15 protein-coding genes and 1 pseudogene are annotated in these 19980 nt (G+C 71.0%); 11 read left to right on the forward strand and 5 right to left on the reverse strand.

Translation table 11 applies throughout. From position 1 onward, the window contains the following. Positions 1-56 precede the first annotated feature (56 nt). A complete protein-coding gene (locus tag ACFVJX_RS00630; protein WP_384123648.1) occupies positions 57-1685 on the reverse strand; it encodes an acyl-CoA synthetase in 1629 nt (542 codons plus the stop codon). A gap of 167 nt (positions 1686-1852) precedes the next feature. Between ACFVJX_RS00630 and ACFVJX_RS00635 the strand changes: the two genes are divergently transcribed. From ACFVJX_RS00635 to ACFVJX_RS00655, 5 genes and pseudogenes are all read left to right on the forward strand, one after another. Continuing rightward, on the forward strand, positions 1853-2653 hold the full coding sequence (locus tag ACFVJX_RS00635; RefSeq protein WP_384123646.1) for a crotonase/enoyl-CoA hydratase family protein: 801 nt from the start codon (positions 1853-1855) through the stop codon (positions 2651-2653). A gap of 215 nt (positions 2654-2868) precedes the next feature. After that, positions 2869-3810, forward strand: a complete 942-nt coding sequence (locus tag ACFVJX_RS00640; RefSeq protein WP_384123644.1) for a Zn-ribbon domain-containing OB-fold protein — start codon at positions 2869-2871, stop codon at positions 3808-3810. Further along, the gene (locus ACFVJX_RS00645; RefSeq protein ID WP_384123642.1) at positions 3811-4863 is read left to right on the forward strand and encodes a thiolase domain-containing protein; all 1053 of its coding nucleotides are present in this window, start codon (positions 3811-3813) and stop codon (positions 4861-4863) included. Then, a complete protein-coding gene (locus tag ACFVJX_RS00650; RefSeq protein ID WP_384123640.1) occupies positions 4856-6022 on the forward strand; it encodes a thiolase domain-containing protein in 1167 nt (388 codons plus the stop codon). The genes ACFVJX_RS00645 and ACFVJX_RS00650 overlap by 8 nt, the downstream gene beginning before the upstream one ends. 100 nt (positions 6023-6122) lie before the next feature. Then, positions 6123-6365: pseudogene (locus ACFVJX_RS00655) on the forward strand (DUF397 domain-containing protein). Between the two features lie 22 nt (positions 6366-6387). Here the strand turns inward: ACFVJX_RS00655 and ACFVJX_RS00660 are convergent. Continuing rightward, positions 6388-7041: a pyridoxal 5'-phosphate synthase gene (locus tag ACFVJX_RS00660; RefSeq protein WP_384123638.1), complete on the reverse strand. Its 654-nt coding sequence runs from the start codon at positions 7039-7041 to the stop codon at positions 6388-6390. Positions 7042-7135: 94 nt separating this feature from the next. On the opposite strand from ACFVJX_RS00660, the gene ACFVJX_RS00665 reads away from it, so the two are divergent. The 4 genes from ACFVJX_RS00665 to ACFVJX_RS00680 all read left to right on the forward strand — a co-directional run bounded on the left by ACFVJX_RS00665 (position 7136) and on the right by ACFVJX_RS00680 (position 11300). Beyond that, on the forward strand, positions 7136-7762 hold the full coding sequence (locus tag ACFVJX_RS00665; RefSeq protein ID WP_384123636.1) for a CGNR zinc finger domain-containing protein: 627 nt from the start codon (positions 7136-7138) through the stop codon (positions 7760-7762). A gap of 14 nt (positions 7763-7776) precedes the next feature. Then, positions 7777-8184: an ACT domain-containing protein gene (locus ACFVJX_RS00670; RefSeq protein WP_384123635.1), complete on the forward strand. Its 408-nt coding sequence runs from the start codon at positions 7777-7779 to the stop codon at positions 8182-8184. Between the two features lie 104 nt (positions 8185-8288). Further along, a complete protein-coding gene (locus ACFVJX_RS00675; RefSeq protein ID WP_384123633.1) occupies positions 8289-8789 on the forward strand; it encodes a hypothetical protein in 501 nt (166 codons plus the stop codon). A gap of 291 nt (positions 8790-9080) precedes the next feature. Continuing rightward, positions 9081-11300 (forward strand): glycoside hydrolase N-terminal domain-containing protein, encoded by a 2220-nt coding sequence (locus ACFVJX_RS00680; RefSeq protein WP_384123741.1) that lies wholly within the window; start codon positions 9081-9083, stop codon positions 11298-11300. Here ACFVJX_RS00680 and ACFVJX_RS00685 read toward each other — a convergent pair. Further along, on the reverse strand, positions 11276-13489 hold the full coding sequence (locus tag ACFVJX_RS00685; RefSeq protein WP_384123631.1) for a germacradienol/geosmin synthase: 2214 nt from the start codon (positions 13487-13489) through the stop codon (positions 11276-11278). The genes ACFVJX_RS00680 and ACFVJX_RS00685 overlap by 25 nt on opposite strands. A gap of 336 nt (positions 13490-13825) precedes the next feature. On the opposite strand from ACFVJX_RS00685, the gene ACFVJX_RS00690 reads away from it, so the two are divergent. After that, complete coding sequence (locus ACFVJX_RS00690; protein ID WP_384123629.1) at positions 13826-15157, forward strand: N-acetylmuramoyl-L-alanine amidase; 1332 nt, start codon at positions 13826-13828, stop codon at positions 15155-15157. A 91-nt stretch (positions 15158-15248) separates the two neighbouring features. On the opposite strand, the gene ACFVJX_RS00695 is transcribed toward ACFVJX_RS00690, so the two are convergent. Next, on the reverse strand, positions 15249-16385 hold the full coding sequence (locus tag ACFVJX_RS00695) for a phosphotransferase (RefSeq protein WP_384123627.1): 1137 nt from the start codon (positions 16383-16385) through the stop codon (positions 15249-15251). A 231-nt stretch (positions 16386-16616) separates the two neighbouring features. On the opposite strand from ACFVJX_RS00695, the gene ACFVJX_RS00700 reads away from it, so the two are divergent. Next, positions 16617-18116, forward strand: coding sequence for a hypothetical protein (locus ACFVJX_RS00700; protein WP_384123626.1), 1500 nt, complete (start codon positions 16617-16619; stop codon positions 18114-18116). A 55-nt stretch (positions 18117-18171) separates the two neighbouring features. Here ACFVJX_RS00700 and ACFVJX_RS00705 read toward each other — a convergent pair whose 3' ends face one another. Then, a complete protein-coding gene (locus tag ACFVJX_RS00705; RefSeq protein ID WP_384123624.1) occupies positions 18172-19629 on the reverse strand; it encodes a PP2C family protein-serine/threonine phosphatase in 1458 nt (485 codons plus the stop codon). Positions 19630-19980 lie beyond the last annotated feature (351 nt).

Consider the following 19980-nt stretch of genomic DNA (forward strand, 5'->3'; position numbering starts at 1 on the left):
CGCCATGGACGCGGGGCCGCGCACTCGGGTGATTCGGTACCGGGATCCGCGCCCTCTCAGGCCTCGGCCGGCCGGACGGGCGCGACGACCGAGCGGGCCCAGCGGTAGTCCGCCTTCCCGCTGGGGGAGCGCCGGATCTGCGGAGCGATGACCAGGTGCCGGGGGATCTTGTAGCCGGCCAGCCGGGTCCTGCAGTGGGCCTGGATCTCGTCGAGCGAGGGTGCGTCGGCTCCCTCCCGCAGCTGCACCACCGCGGCGACCTGGCTGCCCCAGCGCTCGTCGGGCGCGCCCGCGACCAGCGCGTCGTACACGTCCGGGTGGGCCTTGAGCGCCTGCTCGACCTCCTCCGGATACACCTTCTCGCCCCCGGTGTTGATGCACTGCGAACCCCGGCCGAGCACCGTGACGATGCCGTCGGCGTCGACCGTCGCCATGTCGCCGAGCAGCACCCACCGCTCCTCGCCCTTGCGGAAGAACGTCTCCGCCGTCTTTCGCGGGTCGTTGTAGTAGCCGAGCGGCACGTGGCCGCGCTGCGCGATCCGCCCCGGCTCGCCCGGAACGACCGGTTCGTACGTCGCCGGATCCACCACCGCCGTACGGGAGTTGACCCGCAGGCGGAAGCCGTTCCTCGGCCCGGAGTCGGCGGTCGCGGTGCCGTTGAAGCCGGATTCGGAGGAGCCGAAGTTGTTCAGCAGCATCACGGTGGGCACCAGCTCCTGGAACTCGGCCCGCACCGAGTCGGACATGACCGCGCCCGAGCTGGAGACGGAGAACATCGACGAACAGTCGGTGCCTTTAAGTGGGCCCCTCAACGCGTCGATCAGCGGCCGCAGCATCGCGTCGCCGACCAGCGAGACGCTGGTGACCTTCTCCTTCGCTATGGTGCGCAGCACCTCGTGCGGCACGAACTTTCGGTGCAGGACGACCCGTTGGCCGAAGTTGAAGCCGATGAACGCGGTGAGCGTGGAGGTGCCGTGCATCAGCGGGGGAGTGGGGAAGAAGCTGATGCCCTCGCCGCCCGCGGCCACCCGTTCGGCCAGCTCCTGCGGGGTCTTCACCGGATCGCCTGTCGGGGCCCCGCCGCCGAGGCCGGAGAAGAAGAGGTCCTCCTGGCGCCACATCACACCCTTGGGCATGCCGGTGGTGCCGCCCGTGTAGATGATGAACTGGTCGTCGGGCGAGCGGGGTGCGAAGCCGCGCCCCGGGTCCCCGGCCGCCTCCGCCGCCGCGAACGCGACGGCGTCCGGACCGGAAGCCCCCTCTGCGGAGGCACCCACCCGGACGAGATGGCGGAGTTTCGGCGCCTGCGGCGCGGCCGCCCCGACGCGCTCGTCGAACTCGGCGTCGAAGACGAGCGCCACCAGGTCCGCGTCCCGGTAGAGGTAGACCAGCTCCTCCTCCACGTACCGGTAGTTGACGTTGACGGGCACGATGCGCGCCTTGAGGCAGGCCAGGACCGTCTGGAGGTACTCGACGCCGTTGTACAGGTGCAGGCCGAGGTGTTCGCCGGGGCCGATCCCCGCCTCGATCAGGTGGTGGGCCACGCGGTTCGCGGCGGCGTCGAGCTCCGCGTAGGTGAGCCTGCGCTCGGCACCCGTGCCGGGATGGTCGAGGTAGACGAGCGCCTCGCGTTCCGGGACAGCGTCGACGACCGATTCGAACAGGTCGGCAAGGTTGTACTCCACCGTTCCTCCTGACCCCGGTTGCTGAGTGGCCCGGCGGTCATTAGAGCGCCGACCGGCACAAGTGGGAAGAGGGTCCGGCGAATAAATCTGACTCAGTGTCAGGAAACTATTGAACTGCTTCCGCGCTTACTGCAACCTGTTCTAGCCTTGATGACGGGAGACAGACCATGGGCGGTACGGAACACCTCACCGTGCAGCGCGAAGGCGCCACACTGGTGCTCACCCTGAACAGGCCGGAAGCCAGGAACGCGCTCTCGCTGCCGATGCTGGTCGGCCTGTACGACGGCTGGCTGGCCGCGGACGCGGACGAGGAGATCCGCTCCGTGATCCTCACCGGCGCGGGCGGCTGCTTCTGCGCCGGAATGGACCTCAAGGCCCTCGCGGGCGGCGGGATGGAGGACGGGCAGTACCGGGACCGGATGACGGCCGACCCCGATCTGCACTGGAAGGCGATGCTGCGCCACCACCGCCCCCGCAAACCGGTCATCGCCGCCGTAGAGGGCCACTGCGTGGCCGGCGGCACCGAGATCCTGCAGGGCACCGACATCCGCGTCGCAGGACAGAGCGCCACCTTCGGCCTCTTCGAGGTCAGACGCGGTCTCTTCCCCATCGGCGGCTCGACCGTACGGCTGCCCCGGCAGATCGCCCGGACCCACGCACTCGAAATGCTGCTCACCGGACGCCCCTACACCGCCGACGAGGCGGCGCGGATCGGGCTGATCGGCCGGGTAGTCCCGGACGGCACCGCGCTGGAGGCGGCCCTCGCCGTCGCCGAGCGGATCAACGCCTGCGGCCCGCTCGCCGTCGAAGAGGTCAAGGCATCGGTCTACGAGTGCGCGGAGATGACCGAGACCGACGGCCTCGCCGCCGAACTGAAACGCGGCTGGCCCGTATTCGCCACCGACGACGCCAAGGAGGGCGCCCGCGCCTTCGCCGAGAAACGCCCGCCCGTCTACCGGCGGGCCTAGGAGGTGTCACGCCGGTCAGGGCCGGGTCCGTGGCGCCTGACACCTCCCCACGCCCGCGGCTTCGCACCGGTACGCAGGGCCCCTTTCTCGGCGCGTTGCCGGACCGCCCCGACAGCTCCTGCGCCACAACGCCCCGCCTCGCGACGCACCGCACCGGACGCCGCGTCCTGATCCGGCCCTGACCGACGAGAAACCCCCAACCACTGGAGGCACCCGTGCCCGACGTCCTCAGCGCACCGCTGGTGGTCGAGTTCCCCTTCACCCGCTCCCTCGGCCCGGTCCAGAGCGCCTTCCTCACCGGACTGCGCGAACGCACCGTGCTCGGCGTACGGACCTCCGGCGGAAAGGTCCTGGTACCGCCCGTCGAGTACGATCCCGTCACCGCGGAGGAGATCCACGACCTGGTCGAGGTCGCCGCCACCGGCACGGTCACCACCTGGGCCTGGAACCCCCGGCCCCGCCGCTACCAGCCGCTCGACACCCCCTTCGCCTGGGTACTCGTACGGCTCGACGGCGCCGACACCGCACTCCTGCACGTCCTGGACGCACCCGGACCCGAAGCCGTCCGCACCGGCATGCGCGTACGGATCCGCTGGGCCGGTGCTCGCACCGGCGCCATCACGGACATCGCCTGCTTCGAGCCTTACGAGAGCGAACCCGGCCGGTCCGCCCCGCACGACGGCGAGTTCGCCGACCCCGTCACCGGAATCGTCACGCCCGCCCGCCTCGACTACACCTACACCCCCGGCCGCGCCCAGAGCGCCTACCTGGAAGCGCTGGCGGACCGACGGGTCGTCGGTGAGCGCTGCCCGTCCTGCCGCAAGGTGTACGTACCGCCCCGCGGCGCCTGCCCCACGTGCGGCGTCGCCACCGACGAACGGGTCGAGGTCGGACCGCGCGGCACGGTCACCACCTTCTGCGTCGTCAACATCAAGGCCAGGAACCTCGACATCGAGGTCCCCTACGTCTACGCGCACATCGCCCTGGACGGCGCCGACCTCGCCCTGCACGCCCGCATCGGCGGCATCCCCTACGACCAGGTGCGGATGGGCCTGCGCGTCGAACCCGTGTGGGCCGATGGCAGCCGCCACCCCGATCACTACCGGCCCACGGGCGAACCGGACGCCGACTACGACGAGTACAAGGAGCTGGTCTAGATGCGGGACGTGGCGATCGTCGCCTTCGCCCAGACCGACCATCTGCGGCGCACCGACGAACTCTCCGAAGTCGAGATCCTGATGCCCGTCCTGCACCAGGTCCTCGACGCGACCGGCCTCAGGACCAGCGACATCGGCTTCACCTGCTCCGGCTCCAGCGACTACCTCGCGGGTCGCGCCTTCTCCTTCACCATGGCGCTCGACGGGGTGGGCGCGCACCCGCCGATCTCCGAGTCCCATGTGGAGATGGACGGGGCCTGGGCCCTCTACGAGGCGTGGGTGAAGATCCAGACCGGCGAGGCCGACACCGCGCTGGTCTACGCGTACGGCAAGTCCTCGCCGGGCCAGGTGCGCGACGTCCTCACCCGGCAGCTCGACCCGTACTACACCGCCCCGCTGTGGCCCGACTCCGTCGCGCTCGCCGCACTCCAGGCCCAGGCGCTCATCGACGCGGGTGACACCGACGAGACCGCGCTCGCGGGCATCGCGACCCGCAGCCGCCAGGACGCGGCCGACAACCCGCACGCCCAGCTCAGCGGCACGGTCCCGGGCGGCGACTACCTCGTACGGCCGCTGCGCACCGGCGACTGCCCGCCCGTCGGCGACGGCGCCGCAGCCGTGATCCTGGCAGCCGGGGACACCGCGAGGACCCTATGCGAACGGCCCGCCTGGATCCGCGGCATCGACCACCGCATCGAGGCCCACGGCCTCGGGGTGCGCGAGCTCACCGAGTCACCGTCGACCCGCCTCGCCGCCGAACGGGCCGGGGTCTTCGAACGACCCGTCGACACCGCCGAACTGCACGCCCCGTTCACCTCGCAGGAGGTGGTACTGCGCAAGGCGCTCGGCCTCGGCGACGACGTCCGGGTCAACCCGTCCGGCGGCGCGCTGGCCGCCAATCCGGTGATGGCGGCCGGGCTGATCCGTCTCGGTGAGGCAGCCGCCCGCATCCACCGCGGCGAGTCCGACCGGGCGCTCGCCCACGCCACGTCCGGACCGTGCCTCCAGCAGAACCTGGTCGCCGTTCTCGAAGGGGAGAGTGCCCATGCCTAAGGAGCCCGTGGCCGTCGTCGGCGTCGGCCAGACCAAACACGTCTCCGCCCGCCGCGACGTCTCCCTCGCCGGTCTCGTCCGAGAAGCCGCCGTGGCCGCCCTCCAGGACGCCGGGCTGACCTGGGCGGACATCGACGCCGTCGTCATCGGCAAGGCCCCCGACTTCTTCGAGGGCGTGATGATGCCGGAGCTCTACCTCGCCGACGCGCTCGGCGCGGTCGGCAAACCCATGCTGCGGGTCCACACGGCCGGGTCCGTCGGCGGCTCGACGGCGCTCGTCGCCGCCAACCTCGTGGCGGCACGCGTGCACCGCACCGTTCTCACCCTCGCCTTCGAGAAGCAGTCGGAGTCCAACGCGATGTGGGGACTCTCGCTGCCCATCCCGTTCCAGCAGCCGCTGCTGGCCGGCGCGGGCGGCTTCTTCGCCCCGCATGTGCGCGCCTACATGCGCCGGACCGGCGCGCCCGACACCGTCGGCTCCCTGGTCGCCTACAAGGACCGGCGCAACGCGCTGAAGAACCCGTACGCGCACATCCACGACCCGGACATCACCCTGGAGAAGGTCCAGTCCGCCCCGATGCTCTGGGACCCCATCCGCTACTCCGAGACCTGCCCCTCATCGGACGGTGCCTGCGCGATGATCCTCACCGACCGCACCGGCGCGGACCGTTCACCGCACCCGCCCGCCTGGGTGCACGGGGGCGCGATGCGCAGCGAACCGACCCTCTTCGCCGGAAAGGACTTCGTCTCACCGCAGGCCGGCAAGGACTGCGCCGCCGACGTCTACCGGCAGGCCGGGATCAGCGACCCGCGCCGGGAGATCGACGCCGTCGAGATGTACGTCCCGTTCTCCTGGTACGAGCCCATGTGGCTGGAGAACCTCGGCTTCGCCGACGAGGGCGAGGGCTGGAAGCTCACCGAGGCCGGAGTCACCGAACTCGACGGGGACCTGCCGGTGAACCCCTCGGGCGGGGTGCTCTCCACCAATCCCATCGGCGCCTCCGGAATGATCCGCTTCGCCGAGGCCGCCCTCCAGGTGCGGGGGAGGGCGGGGGAGCACCAGGTGGACGGCGCGCGCCGGGCGCTCGGTCACGCCTACGGTGGCGGGGCGCAGTTCTTCTCGATGTGGCTCGTCGGGTCCCAGCCGCCCACCGGCTGACCGTGCCCTCCCGGACAGGCCGCACCGGCGCGGCCCGAGGTCTGTCCGGGACAGCCCTTGGGCTCGGTGCCGGCCGCACTGACGAGTGGGAGGCGCCGAAGTGGCGCAAAGCCCGACCGGCCGGCAGACCTCCGCCGGCTGGGACAGACCCGAACTCGACCTGAGCAACGCCCGCCGGCAGTCCGCCGGTCAGGGCATCAGTGATGTGCAGATCGCCTTCGTCTAAGGGTTCATCGCGATGCGCAACGCGGGCCGCCCCGGCAACCCGTCACTGGTCTTCACCCCTGCCGAGTGGCGTGCCTTCGTGGTGAAGGCCCGGGCGGGGGAGTTCGACCTCACCTGACGGACCCGGCCGGCGGTGCCGGTCAGGGCCACAGCAGCTCGCGCACCCAACCATCCTGCTCGAAACGGTAGTTGAGCCGGGTGTGCTTGCGCTGCGGATCGCCCTGCCAGAACTCCACGTTCTGTGGGCGTACGGTGTGCAGCGTCCAGCCCGGCGGTACGAGATCCGGCTCCCGCTCCAGTCGTTCCAGCGACCGCCGCACCGCCGCGTCGCGTTCGGCCGGATCGCCCAGCGGGCTGCTCTGCAGGCCGAGCAGCGACTCCGCCCTCGCTTCCGCCCCACGGGCGCGGAAGTCGGCGGCGCTCAGCTCGACGCTCTCCGCGACGACGGGTCCGCGCACCCTGACCTGCCGCGCCAGCGGCGACCAGTAGAAGGTGAGCGCGGCATAGGGCCGCGCCGCGAGATCGCGGCCCTTGACGCCGCCCGAGTCCGAGGCGAACTGCCAGCCCTGCGCGGTGACGTCCTTCAGGATGAGCGTGCGGGCGCTCGGATTCCCGTCCGCGCCCGCGGTGGACAGCGTCATCGCGTGCGGCTCCCGCACCCCGGCCTCCAGCGCGTGCAGCAGCCACTGGGTGAACAGCTCGGCCGGGTCCTCCGGCGCCGTCCGCGGGTCGAATTCGGGCAACTGCCCCTGGAACACCTCGATATCGCGCAGCAGCTTCCGCAATCCGGTCATGCCGTCCTCCCGGTGGGTGCCGTCCTGTCCGCGCCGGCAAGGGCGGACCTAGACTCATGGGCTAATGGTAGTGGGCACATCTAGCATTAGAGGTATGTCCACCAGCCCCGCGCCCGACGGCCGCCCGCCCGACACCCGCCTCGCGCTCGACCTCGCTCTCACGGTCCGCCACGACGGGCGCGGCGGCGTCGCCGACGACCTCGACTCCCCGGCCGGCCTCACCCGCTGGGTCCGGGAACGGCCGGCCCTGCTGAGCCCGGTCCCGACGGACGGCGCCTGGGCGGCCGACGGCGCCGACCTCGCCGCCGTCCGGTCCCTGCGAGCCGCCGCGCGGGCGCTCCTCGCCCACGCCGTACGCCCGGGTGAGCCGAGCCCCGCCGACGCCGGACGGCTGATCCCCGTCGAGGTGGCGCTCGCCCGGCTGAACGAGGTGGCCGCCGCCGTGCCGGCCGTACCGCGCCTGGAATGGCCGCCGGACGGGGAGCCCGTCGCCCACGACCACCCGGCCGGAGGCACGGCGGCGGACGTGCTGCCCGCCGTGCTGGCCCGCGCCGTCATCGGATTCCTGGCCGGGCCCGACCGTACGGCCCTGCGCGCCTGCCACGCCCCCCGCTGTGTGCGCTATTTCGTCAAGGAGCACCCACGTCAGGAGTGGTGCAAACCGTCCTGCGGCAACCGTGCCCGCGTCGCACGCCATCACGAGCGGCACCGCACCTCCTAGGTAGCGTGGTGGGCGTGACCGCCGAACGTGATCTTCGAACCCTGCTCAGCGACCTGCGCCCGGAGCTGCACCCCGGCCGCTACGTCTTCGTGACCGTGCCCGACGGTGTGGTGCCCGCCGGGGCCACACCGGTCGTCACGGTCGGTGAGGCCGAGGGGCTCACGCTGGTGCTCCCGGAACCGGAGGCCCTGGCGGCAGGGCTGAGCCACTCCTACCCGGCGGGCTGGATCACGCTCCGTGTCCACTCCGCGCTGGAGGCCGTCGGGCTGACCGCCGCCGTCTCCCTCGCCCTCACCGACGCCGGAATCAGCTGCAACGTCGTGGCCGGATTCCACCATGACCACCTCTTCGTCCCGCACGGGCGGGCCGCGGAGGCCGTCGCCGTACTGGAGGCACTGGCCGCGGAGTCGGACGCGGGGTGAGAGGCTCCCGGGAGGGCGCCGCGCCCCGGGACGCGGCCGTGCGGCCGCCGGTGCCGCCGTGGGCCCGGCTCCGCGGGGTGAGCCCGGCCACGTAACATGTCCGCATGTCCTTCCTCCGCCGCCGTAGCGCCGCCACACCCGCGGGCCCCGACTTCGACGTCCTGGCCATGGACCCGGGGGACTGGCCCGGAAACCTCGGTGCCGGTCTGCTGCCCGCCCCCGACGGCAGCTGCCAGGGCGTCTTCCTCCGCTACGACCTCTTCGGCGGGCGCGGCCCCGCGATGATCATCGGTAATCTCCCGGAGGGCTCGCCCGCCCGCGAGACCGAGGAGGGCCAGGTGCCCTTCGAGGTGGCCCAGCTGCTGCTGGCGCTGGAGAACGACGAGCCCGTCGAGGTCACCGGTACCGATGACATGCCCGTGATGCAGGGCGACAACCTGCTGATCGTCCGCCGCGTCAAGCTCTCCGAGAGCCGGATCGCGTGCGTGCAGTTCGACCGCAGCGACGGCGTGCTCGTCACCATCGCCAGCTGGGACCGTCCGATCACCGACGATCTGTACACCCTGCTGAAGCCACTGCCCGCGGAGCTCTTCCAGCAGGGCTGAGCCCGGCCCGGCGCCGGCGGTCCGGCCCACCACTTCCGTCCAAGTACACACGGCCTCTGTCCAAGGGGCCGTTTTGTCATGCGTCTTGTCGGGTGAGTCGTCGGACCTCTACCGTCGTTCGGCATGACATCCGGGATGACGCGACGCACCACAGTGAAGACAGCGATCGGAACAACTGGTGCTCTGGCACTGGGAGTTCCGCAACTCGCCGGCACGGCGACCGCCGCCGGTACCTCCGATGAATCGGGGCGGGAGAGCCGAGGGAAAGGGGTGAAGGAGATACCGAACCCGGTGCTCCACTACCTCGCCCCCGCCGCAGACTGGGAGAGCGAGACCCTGCCCATCGGGGGCGGTGCCCTCGGCGCGAGCGTTCACGGAACGCTCGCCACCGAGCGTCTCACCTTCAACGAGAAGACCCTCTGGTCCGGCGGCCCCGGCTCGGCCGAGGGATACGACTTCGGGAACTGGACCACACCGAGACCCGACGCGCTCGCCGACGTCCGGCACCGCCTCGACAGCGAGGACGCCCTCGGTCCCGACGCGGTGGCGGCCGAACTCGGACAGGCGCGCCGCGGCTACGGCGCCTACCAGGTCTTCGGGGACCTGCTGCTCGACGTACCGGGGGCCCCGGCCGCCCCCGACGCCTCCTACCGACGCGCCCTGGACCTGCGCACCGCGCTTGCTACCGTCACGTACACCCAGGAAGGGGCCGTGCACGGCAGGGAGTTCTTCGTCTCCCACCCGGGCGGGGTCATCGGCGGAAGGCTCACCGCGGACCGGCCGGGCCGGGTGACGTTCACCCTCCGCCACGCTTCACCGCGCAGCGACTTCACCGCGGCGGCCGACGGCGACCGGCTCACCGTACGCGGAGCGCTGAAGGACAACGGGCTCCGCTTCGAGGCCCAGATCCGGGTCCGTACCAGCGGCGGCACGGTCGCCGCCGGGGGCGACGGCAGCCTCACCGTCACCGGCGCCGACAGCGCCTGGTTCTTCCTCGCCGCGGGCACCTACCCGGGCTACCGCGGCGACGACCCGCACGACGCGGTCACCGCAGCCGTCGACGCCGCGGCCGGCGCCACGTACGAAGAGGTCCGCGACACCCATGTGAGCGACCACCGCGCCCTCTTCGACCGAGTGGCGCTCGACATCGGCCAGCAACTGCCCGATCTGCCCACCGACCAGCTGCTCAGCCAATACACGGGCGGCGGCAGCCCCGCCGACCGGGCCCTGGAGGCGCTCTTCTTCCAGTACGGCCGCTACCTGCTCATCGCCTCCTCCCGCGCGGGTTCGCTGCCCGCCAACCTCCAGGGCGTCTGGAACAACTCCACCACCCCGCCCTGGTCCGCCGACTACCACAGCAACATCAACCTCCAGATGAACTACTGGCTCGCCGAGGTCACCAACCTCGCCGAGACCACCGCCCCCTACGACCGCTACATCGAAGCCATGCGCGAACCGGGGCGCAGGACGGCCGAGGAGATGTTCGGCACCGCCGGCTGGGTCGTGCACAACGAGACCAACCCGTACGGGTTCACCGGTGTCCACGACTACTCCACCGCGTTCTGGTTCCCCGAGGCCGCCGCCTGGCTCACTCAGCAGATGTACGAGCACTACCGGTTCAGCGGTTCCACCGACTACCTGCGCTCGACCGCCTACCCGGCCATGAAGGAGGCCGCCGAGTTCTGGCTGGCGAATCTGCGGACCGACCCGCGCGACGGCCTCCTCGTCGTCACCCCGAGCTACTCGCCCGAGCACGGGGACTTCACCGCCGGCGCCGCCATGTCCCAGCAGATCGTCCACGACCTCCTGACCAGCACACTGGAGGCCGCCCGCACCCTCGGTGACGCCCCCGAATTCCGCGGCAGGCTGGAGACGGCACTGGACGGGCTCGACCCCGGCCTGCGGATCGGTTCCTGGGGCCAGCTCCAGGAGTGGAAGGCCGACCGGGACGATCCGGCCGACGACCACCGCCACGTCTCCCACCTCTTCGGCCTCCACCCGGGCCGGCAGATCGAGGCCGGCAGCGACTGGGCGGAGGCGGCCAAGGTCTCCCTCGGCGCCCGGGGCGACGGCGGCACCGGCTGGTCCAAGGCCTGGAAGATCAACTTCTGGGCCCGGCTGCGCGACGGCGACCACGCCCACAAGATGCTCTCGGAGCAGCTGAAGAGCTCCACCCTGCCCAACCTCTGGGACACCCACCCGCCCTTCCAGATCGACGGGAACTTCGGCGCGGCCTCGGGCGTCGCGGAGATGCTGCTGCAGAGCCAGCAGGACACCGTCGAGATCCTCCCCGCACTCCCCGCGGGCTGGCCGGACGGATCGGTACGCGGCCTGCGTGCCCGGGGCGGATTCACCGTCGACATCGAATGGGCCTCGGGGCAGGCCCGCCGTGTGGTGATCACGGCGAGCCGCACCCGCGAGGTGACCGTGCGCAGCACCCTCTTCGCCGACGGCGGGAAGACGTTCCGGGCGAGTGCCGGACGGAGCTACACACTCACCTCCGAGAGCTGAGCGAACAGGGCGGTCACCCGGGCCGCCGAGGTGCCCGGCCCCGTGGGACCACTCAGGTGCCACGGGGCCGCCGTGCCCCGCCGCAGATCCTCCTCGCGGTAGCGCCGGCACCCCCGGTGCCAGATCAGGATGCCCGCGATCCAGTGCTTCAGCTCCAGCACATAGCCCGCGAGGATCTCCCGCGCCTCGTCATCCAGCCCGAAGTCGTCGTACAGCACCGGGAGTTCGTACTCGGCCACATGCAGGAACTGACGCAGCCGCGACTTCATCAGGTCGTACACGAGCCTCATCCCGGTGGGATAGTCCACCCCGAAGAAGTTCTGCACCACCAGGACACCGTTGTGCACCTCACCCTCGTACTCGATCTCCTTCTGGTACGAGAACAGGTCGTTGAGCAGCGCGGCGTAGTCCGCCGCCGCGTTCTCCAGGGAGCGCAGCGGCCCGCTGTCGTAGATCTCGGCGGGGACCTTCTTCCCGTGCCCGAGCCGGCACAGACTCATCGTCAGGTCCGAACCGAAGGTCATGCGCCGCATCTCGACGTAGTCCACCGGGTCGGGAATCCGGTTCTGCGCCTGGTTGGCCAGCTCCCACACCCAGCTCGCCGTCATGTCCTCGATGCAGGTGCGGAAGGCACGCCGGCCGCTGTCGTCCATCGGGGCCGAGGTGCGCGCCCAGAGATCCGCCAGCCCGCGCTCCAGCGCGTTGACGGGCTCGGGCACGGCCTCCCCGTCCAGTGGCATGAACTGCGACAGACGCGCGTTGGCCGCCTTCGCCCCCGTGAGGTCGCGCGCCCGCCCGTGCACCACCGGGAACCAGTCGTCGCCGTAGGTCCCCCAAGCCAGCCACTGCGAGGAAAGATCGAGCCCTTCCGGGGTGGCGTCCGGATGGATACCGGCCGCGCAGAGCGGCAGGTCGATCGCCCGCAGCCGCTCCTCGTCCCAGATGTGTGAGCCGGGGACGCCCGGCTGCGCCTCCAGAATGCCCACCCCGTCCGCCCATCCGACCAGCCGCTCCCGGGCGCCCTCCAGATGCGGACTGAGCGTCGTGCCGAACGGCAGGTCGAAGTCCGGCAGCAGCGACGGGCCGACGTGCTGGTAGGGCACGTGGGTGTGGCTGCGCAGCCTCGCCGACTCCGAGCGGGGGGTGAACCGGATCGAGGCCGCCGCCATGCCGAACCCGGGCGCCGCCTGCACGGCACCGCCGTCGTTCATGTAGCGGCTGGAGCGCATGTGCCACTCATGGCCGCCGGACTGCCAGTCCTGGAGGCCCTTGACGTAGGCCAGGACGGCCGCCGTCTGCGCGGGGTCCAGCCCCGTCTCCGCGCAGAGCGGGCCGAGTTCGGTGAGCGCGGTGTTCTCGAACTGCTGGAGCCGGGACGTCAGGAGATCGTTCACCGCGTCGGCGGCCTCCTGCGTCGAGCAGCCCAGGAAGTGCTCGAGGACCAGCACGCCGTTGCTGTTCTCGCCCTCGTCCTCCACCTCCCGCTGGTAGGAGAAGAGGTCGTTGCGCAGATGGACACCGTCGGAGAAGGCGTCACGCAGTACCCGCAGCGCCCGTTCGCCGGCCACCGCGTCGGGCACCTCGGCGTTCGCCGCGTACTCCACCAGCCCGGCCGACCAGGGGGCACCGCCCACCTTCCGGCGCATCTCGATGTACTCGACGGGGTTCGCGATGCGGCCCTCGTTGATGTTCGCGAGCTCCCACAGGGACTCGTTGAGCAGGTTCTTCGTCGCTTCGGCGAACCGCACCCGCCAGGCGTCGGACATGGCCGGCACCGTCCGCGCCCACAGATCGGCCAGCCCCGCCTCCACCGGGTTCGTCGGCTCGGGCGTCGGCGCGTCACGCTCCATCGGCATGAACGCGGGCAGCCGGTCCAGATAGCGCTTCCCGCCGTCGCGGTCCGGGGTGCGCTTGAACAGTTCCAGGAAGTGGTCGTCGAAGAAGAAGACCCACACGTACCAGTCGGTCACCAGCGACAACGCCTCGGCCGAGCAGTCGGGGTGGGTGTACGCGCACAGCAGTGCGTAGTCGTGGGAGTCGAGGTCCTTCTCCTCCCAGATACCTGACCCCTCCAGCATCCCTATGGCCCGTGCCCACACCTTGGTGTGCTGTCGGGCCTCCTCGACATGAGGATTGAGCCGCGCCGGATACGGAACATAGAAATCCGGCAGGGTGAAGGGCTGAGCCATGTGCGTCCGGCCTTTCCGAGAGCCTCCGCGTGAGTGTCACGCGGTTCGGTCGTGTCCGCGCGAGCACTACCCCTCGGCCGTTCGGGGCACGCACAACAGCAATTAGTCACATAAGAACCCGGCACCGCCAGACTGCCGCTGCCCGTTTACCTTCGCAGGTCAGCGGCCCTGTCAGTGGTCTGGTCCACTGGCTCGACTCATGGCCCCTGTCCTGCTCTTGACTGGCTCTCATCTCAGGTCACAGAGTGACCGCGCACCACGCAACACAGAGATCGGAACACGAACACCTCTCGGCACGAGCAGCTCAGGAAACGCACAGCTCCAAGAAGGGTCGTCATGACGTCCAAGCAGAGGACCGGACTCGCGGTCGCGTTCACCACCGTCGGCGCGCTGAGTCTCGCGCTGCTCAGCCCCGCGGCGCAGGCGGGCGCGGGCGGGGTACGGCCGGAGTGCCCGCGCTCTCTCGCGTGCGACTGGGTCCCGGCCGCCTACCAGCAGACCGGCGACCCGGCCGACAAGGAGACGTACGGCAACTACGACACCGCGGACCGGCCGCACAGCAACAAGATCAAATTCATCGTCCTCCACGACACCGAGGAGGACTTCGACACCACCCTGGACATCTTCAAGAACCCGCTGAAGCAGACCTCCGCCCACTACGTGGTGCGCTCCGGCGATGGCCACGTGACCCAGATGGTGAAGAACAAGGACGTCGCCTGGCAGGCCGGGAACTGGTACGTCAACTCCAACTCCATCGGCATCGAGCAGGAGGGCTTCGCCGTCGACGGAGCCACCTGGTACACCCCCGAGATGTACCGCTCGACGGCCGCGCTGGTGCGCTACCTCGCCGCCAAGTACGACATCCCGCTCGACCGCCAGCACATCATCGGCCACGACGGGGTGCCGCCCACCAGCGCCGCCGGAACGGCCGGCATGCACTGGGACCCGGGCACCTACTGGGACTGGAACCGATTCATGGCGCTGCTCGGTAAGCCCACCGTGCCGACGGCCCGCAAGGACAGCGAACTCATCACCGTCAGCCCGCGGTTCAAGGACAACAAGCAGGCGTTCCGGGACTGCGAGAAGGGAGTCGACCTGCCCGTCCAGGGCTCCAGCGCCGTCCCGCTCCACACGGAACCCTCCACCGAAGCACCCCTCTTCTCCGACCCGGGACTGCACACGGACGGTTCTCCCGGCACCAACTGCGTCGCCGACTGGGGCAGCAAGATCAGCGCCACCCAGCAGGCGGTCGTCGCCGGCCACGCGCCCGGCTGGACGGCGATCTGGTGGTACGGCCAGAAGGCCTGGTTCGAAACCCCGGCCCGCACCGGCACCACCACCCCCACGGCGGGCTACGTCGTGAAGCCCAAGGCGGGCCGGACCGAGGTGCCGGTGTACGGCGTGGCCTACCCGGAGAAGTCCGAGTACCCCGATGGATTCGCCGACCAGCGGGTCGGCACACCGCTCCAGTACACGATCAAGGCGGGCCAGTCCTACCCCGGCGGCGGCGAGGCTCCCACCGGCTTCTTCTACGCCCCGACGATCGATGCCTCCTACCCGCTGGACCACTCGTTCTTCCGGGGCAAGGAGAAGTACGTGACGGTCCAGATCGGCCACCGCATCGCCTTCGTGAAGGCCGCCGACGTGGACATCGTCCGCGCGCACTGAGGCCGCACCCGGCCGACGGTGAACGCATAACAGCGCGCTGCGGGACCGGTGTGTCGGCACCGGACCCGCAGCGCGCATCCCCGTGGAACGGTCAGCGAGTGCCGACCGCGGCTCGTACGGCCCGCCGCGCCATCGCGCAGTCGTCGTGCAGCCGGCGCAGCAGCAGACGCTGCTCCTCGCCCGACGAGAGCGCGCCCGGCCGGTCCTGGCCGGCCCTGGGGGAGGCGGTCTCCCGCATGGCCCGCTGCACGGCCGTCTCGTACGTACGGATCTCCCGCGTCAGTACGAGCATCAGGTTGACCAGGAACGCGTCCCTGGCCGCCGGGCCGTTGACCTGGGCGAGCTGGCTGATCTGACGCCGGGCCACCGGTGCGTCGCCCAGCACCGTCCACAGGGTCGCCAGGTCGTATCCCGGCAGGTACCAGCCCGCGTGCTCCCAGTCCACCAGCACCGGACCGGTGGGCGACAGAAGGATGTTGGAGAGCAGTGCGTCACCGTGACAGAACTGCCCCATCCCCTGGCGGCCGCCGGCATGGGCCAGACCGTGCAGCAACTTCTGCAGGTCACCCAGATCACGGTCGGTGAACAGCCCCAGCTCGTGATAGCGGTTGATGCGCGCCGCGTAGTCGAGCGGAGCCTCGAAGAGACCGGACGGGGGACGCCAGGCGTTGACCCGGCTGACCGCTCCGAGCACCGCGCGCAGATCGGCCCGCGGCGGAGCCTCCGACGGATGCCGGGTCAGCGCGGCCACCCGGCCGGGCATCCGTTCGATGACCAGGGTGCAGTTCTCCGGGTCCGCAGCGATCAGCCGGGGCGCCCGTACCGGCGGGCGGTGGCGGACGAACGCCCGGTATGCCGCTATTTCGTGGCGGAACCGCTCCGACCACGCGGGCGAGTGGTCCAGTAAGCACTTGGCGACCGCGGTCGTGCGCCCGGTGGAACCGACGAGCAGTACCGAACGGCCGCTGCGCCGGAGCACCTGGACCGGATTGAACTCCGGACAGATCCGGTGCACCGAGGCGATCGCCATTCTCAGCTGCGCGCCCTGGGGGCCGGAGAGGTCCAGCCTCCCGCTGAGCGATGGGGCGCCCGGCCCTGCCACGCGCCGGGCCCGACCCATGCCGGGCGCCGGTACGGCGGCGCGGGGGTCGAGATACGGCCCGCCGCCCGCCCCGAGGGGACGGAGCGGCCGGGGCGGGGCGGACACGGAGGACGATGCTGTGTACATGGGCGAGACAGATCCCTTCGTGCGCCGACAATTTGCGTGCGCCGCCCCGGCCGACGGCCGTTCGGCACCCTGGGGAGTACCTAGGGCTGCCGGGCGGGGTGGCGCTTTCCTACCTGACACCGGCGCGCGGGTGGCAGACCATCTGGCGGACCCTGGCGAACCCTGGCGAATAGTCGCAGGGCATCTGACAGGGGGTTACTGTCAACACAGCCGAGAACCTGGGGGCTTGACGTGACCGGAGAACCCAACACCCGCCTGTCGGACCTGTTCGGCCTTGCCGGCTGGACCAAGGGCGAACTCGCGAGAATGGTGAACAGGCAGGCGGCGGCCATGGGCCACCCCCAGCTCGCCACCGACACCTCGCGGGTGAGGCGCTGGATCGACATGGGGGAGTCCCCCCGTGATCCCGTGCCCAAAGTGCTGGCAGCCCTGTTCACCGAGCGGCTCGGCCGTGTCGTGACCATCGAGGACCTCGGGTTCGGCCGGCGCGGGCGTGTGGGGAAACGGCGAGAGACCGGGACGGAAGAGAATCCCGACCAACTCCCCTGGGCGCCCGAGCGGACGGCAGCGGTCCTCACCGAATTCACGGGAATGGACCTCATGCTCAACCGACGCGGCTTGGTGAGCGCGGGCGCCGCGCTCGCCGCCGGCTCCACCATCGCCGGCCCCATGCACGACTGGCTGCACACCGACCCCGTTCTGGCGGCCGACGCCCCACGCATCGACGACCCCGTGCACGCGGACCCAGCCGGATTCGACCGGTACGAGGCCGCACCCATCGGTTCGGAGGAGATCGAGGCGCTGGAGCGCTCCGTGGAGGTGTTCCGCGCCTGGGACGCCTCCCGTGGCGGCGGCCTCCAGCGCAAGGCCGTGGTGGGCCAGCTCAACGAGGTGGGCGGCATGCTCGCCTACCGCCACCCCGACCATCTGCAGCGCCGCCTCTGGGGCGTCGCCGCCAACCTCGCCGTACTCGCGGGATGGATGTCCCACGACATCGGCCTCGAACCCACCGCCCAGAAGTACTTCGTCATCGCCGCGCACGCGGCGCGGGAGGGCGGCGACCGGCCGCGCGCCGGCGAGGCACTGTCCCGCGCCGCCCGCCAGATGGTCCACCTGGGCCGCCCGGACGACGCGCTCGACCTGATGAAGCTCGCCAAGTCCGGCTCGGGCGACATGGTCCTGCCACGCACCCAGGCGATGCTGCACACCATCGAGGCCTGGGCACAGGCCTCCATGGGACGGGGCCAGGCGATGCGGCGCACCCTCGGCAGGGCGGAGGAACTCTTCGTCTCGGACAAGAGCGATGTGCCGCCGCCCAGCTGGATGCAGATGTTCGACGAGGCGGACCTGCACGGAATGCAGGCGCTGGCGTTCCGCACCCTGGCCGAGCACGAGCCCGCGGCGGCCGCCATGGCCCAGCGTCATGCGAAGCAGGCGCTGGAACTGAGGGTCAACGGCCGCCAGCGGTCCAAGATCTTCGACTACATCTCGCTCGCCTCGGCGTGCTTCATCGCCGACGACCCCGAGCAGGCCGACCGCTACGCCCGGCTCGCCCTGGTGACGATGGGGGAGACCTCCTCGCACCGCACCTGGGACCGACTGCGCGAGATGTACCGGCTGACGGGCCAGTTCGCGGGCTACGCGAAGATCGAGGACCTGCGCGAGGAGATCCAGCGCTCACTGCCGCAGAGTTCCCTCATCAAGCAGCGGACCAGGAGTTCCGAGATCTGACCCGGGGCGCCGCAAGGAGGAGGCGCCGTTCCCCGACGCGCGATGTGCCGGTGCGCTATGCCCCGATGCGGGCGATCAGCACACACGCGTCGTCCAGCCGACGGGTGCCGCCGAACTCCTCGGCGACGGCCCGCACACAGTCCTGCGCCGTACGTGCCTCGGTGAAGCGCGGCGCAAGTCCGAGCAGTCTCTCCGTGCCCGGGCGCAGACCGCCCAGGCCGTCGTCGGCGCGGGCCAGCCCTTCGGTGTGCAGTACCAGCACGTCACCGGGGAGCAGGTGCGCTTCGTCCTGCTCGTAGGCGACCCCGGAGGCCGCTCCGAGCAGCACCCCGTCGGGCCGGGGGAGCGGGCGCCCGGTTCCGTCGCGGAACAGCAGCGGTGCGGGGTGCCCGGCCTGGGCCCAGTGCAGGGTGCGGGCCGCGGGGTCGAAGCGGCAGCACACCGCGCTGCCCAGCGCGGGCTGGACCGATGTCTCGAGCAGTTGGTTCAGGTGCCCCATCAGGGCGCCGGGATCGATGCCGGCCATCGCCATCCCGCGCAGCGCGCCGAGGATCATCGCCATGGCCGAGGTGGCCTGGATGCCGTGACCGGTCAGGTCGCCGACCGTGAGCAGCGTCCGGCCGTCGGGCAGTTCCATGGCGTCGTACCAGCCGCCGCCGATCAGGGCGCTCGACTCGGAGGGCAGATAGTGGGCCGCGATGTCCAGAGCTCCGGGGCCCCGGTCGGGCAGGCTCAGCGAACCACGCCAGGGCGGCAGGACCGCTTCCTGCAGTTCGACCGCGATCCGGTGTTCGGTCCGGTCGATGTGCTGCTGGCGGCGGAGCGAGTCCTGGGTGCGGCGCACCATCTGCTGGCTGTGCCGCAGTTCGCTGACGTCGCGCAGGACCGCCCACATGGAGGCGGTGCAGCCGTCCGCGTCGAGGACGGGCTCGCCCATCATGTGCAAGGTGCGCGTGTGCCCGTCGCTACGCGTGATCCTGAACTCGCCGTCTATCGGCTTCCCGTCGATGAGGCAGTCCGTCACCAGTGCGGTGAGCAGGGGCTGGTCCTCGGGGAAGAGCACCGACGGGAGGTCGTCGAGGGCGAGCGGTCCCGCCTCGGCCGTCCGGCCGAAGATCTCCAGCAGCTCGTCGGACCAGCTGACCTCGTCCGTCAGCAGATTCCATTCGGCGCTGCCCACCCGGCCCATCAGCGAACCCGTCGGCTCCGCGCCGGTGCCGCCCGTCAGCGGGTCCAGCGACAGCCCGGCCGCGAGTTGTTCCGCCGCCTCGGGTGGCAGTCCGTCCTTGAGCTGCCCCAGGTGTGCACCGAGATCGTCCAGGTGATGGACCGCCAGGTCGCAGAGCGCGCGCTGCCAGCGCGACTGCGGGTCGTCCTCGTCGACCGGAACGGCATCGCGCCGCACCGCGTCCACATCCCCGCGCAGCCGACGCGTCCGGTTGATCAGCGCGTCGACGACATCGCGCTCGGGCGGCTGTGGGGCGGGGCGGTCCGCGGACAGATGGGACGGCATGACGTACTCCGATACAGGCGCGGTACAACCAGGTCTGAGGGTGGACCGAATACGACTGTCGCACAGCCGGCTGGGGCCCGTAACCGGTTTGGCAACACTCGATGCGTTCTTGCTTCTGGCATATGTCAGCGGCTGAGTGTAGCCGTGGATTTTCGAACAGGCTTGCTTTTGAAGGGTGTTGAAGCAAGTCATGCGGGGTGTGAAGAGTCTTCGTGCGCCGGCTCACGCCGGTCACGGCGGGTGCGCTCCGAACGCGCCGGGGCATATGCGGGCCGGTGGGCCCGAGGCTGACGGCGGGGCCCGTGCGGGGGTGTTCCTCCGCCGGCGGGAATGCGGCCGGACGTGCCGGCG

The organism is Streptomyces sp. NPDC127177 (assembly GCF_042672475.1).
Taxonomy (GTDB): Bacteria; Actinomycetota; Actinomycetes; order Streptomycetales; family Streptomycetaceae; genus Streptomyces.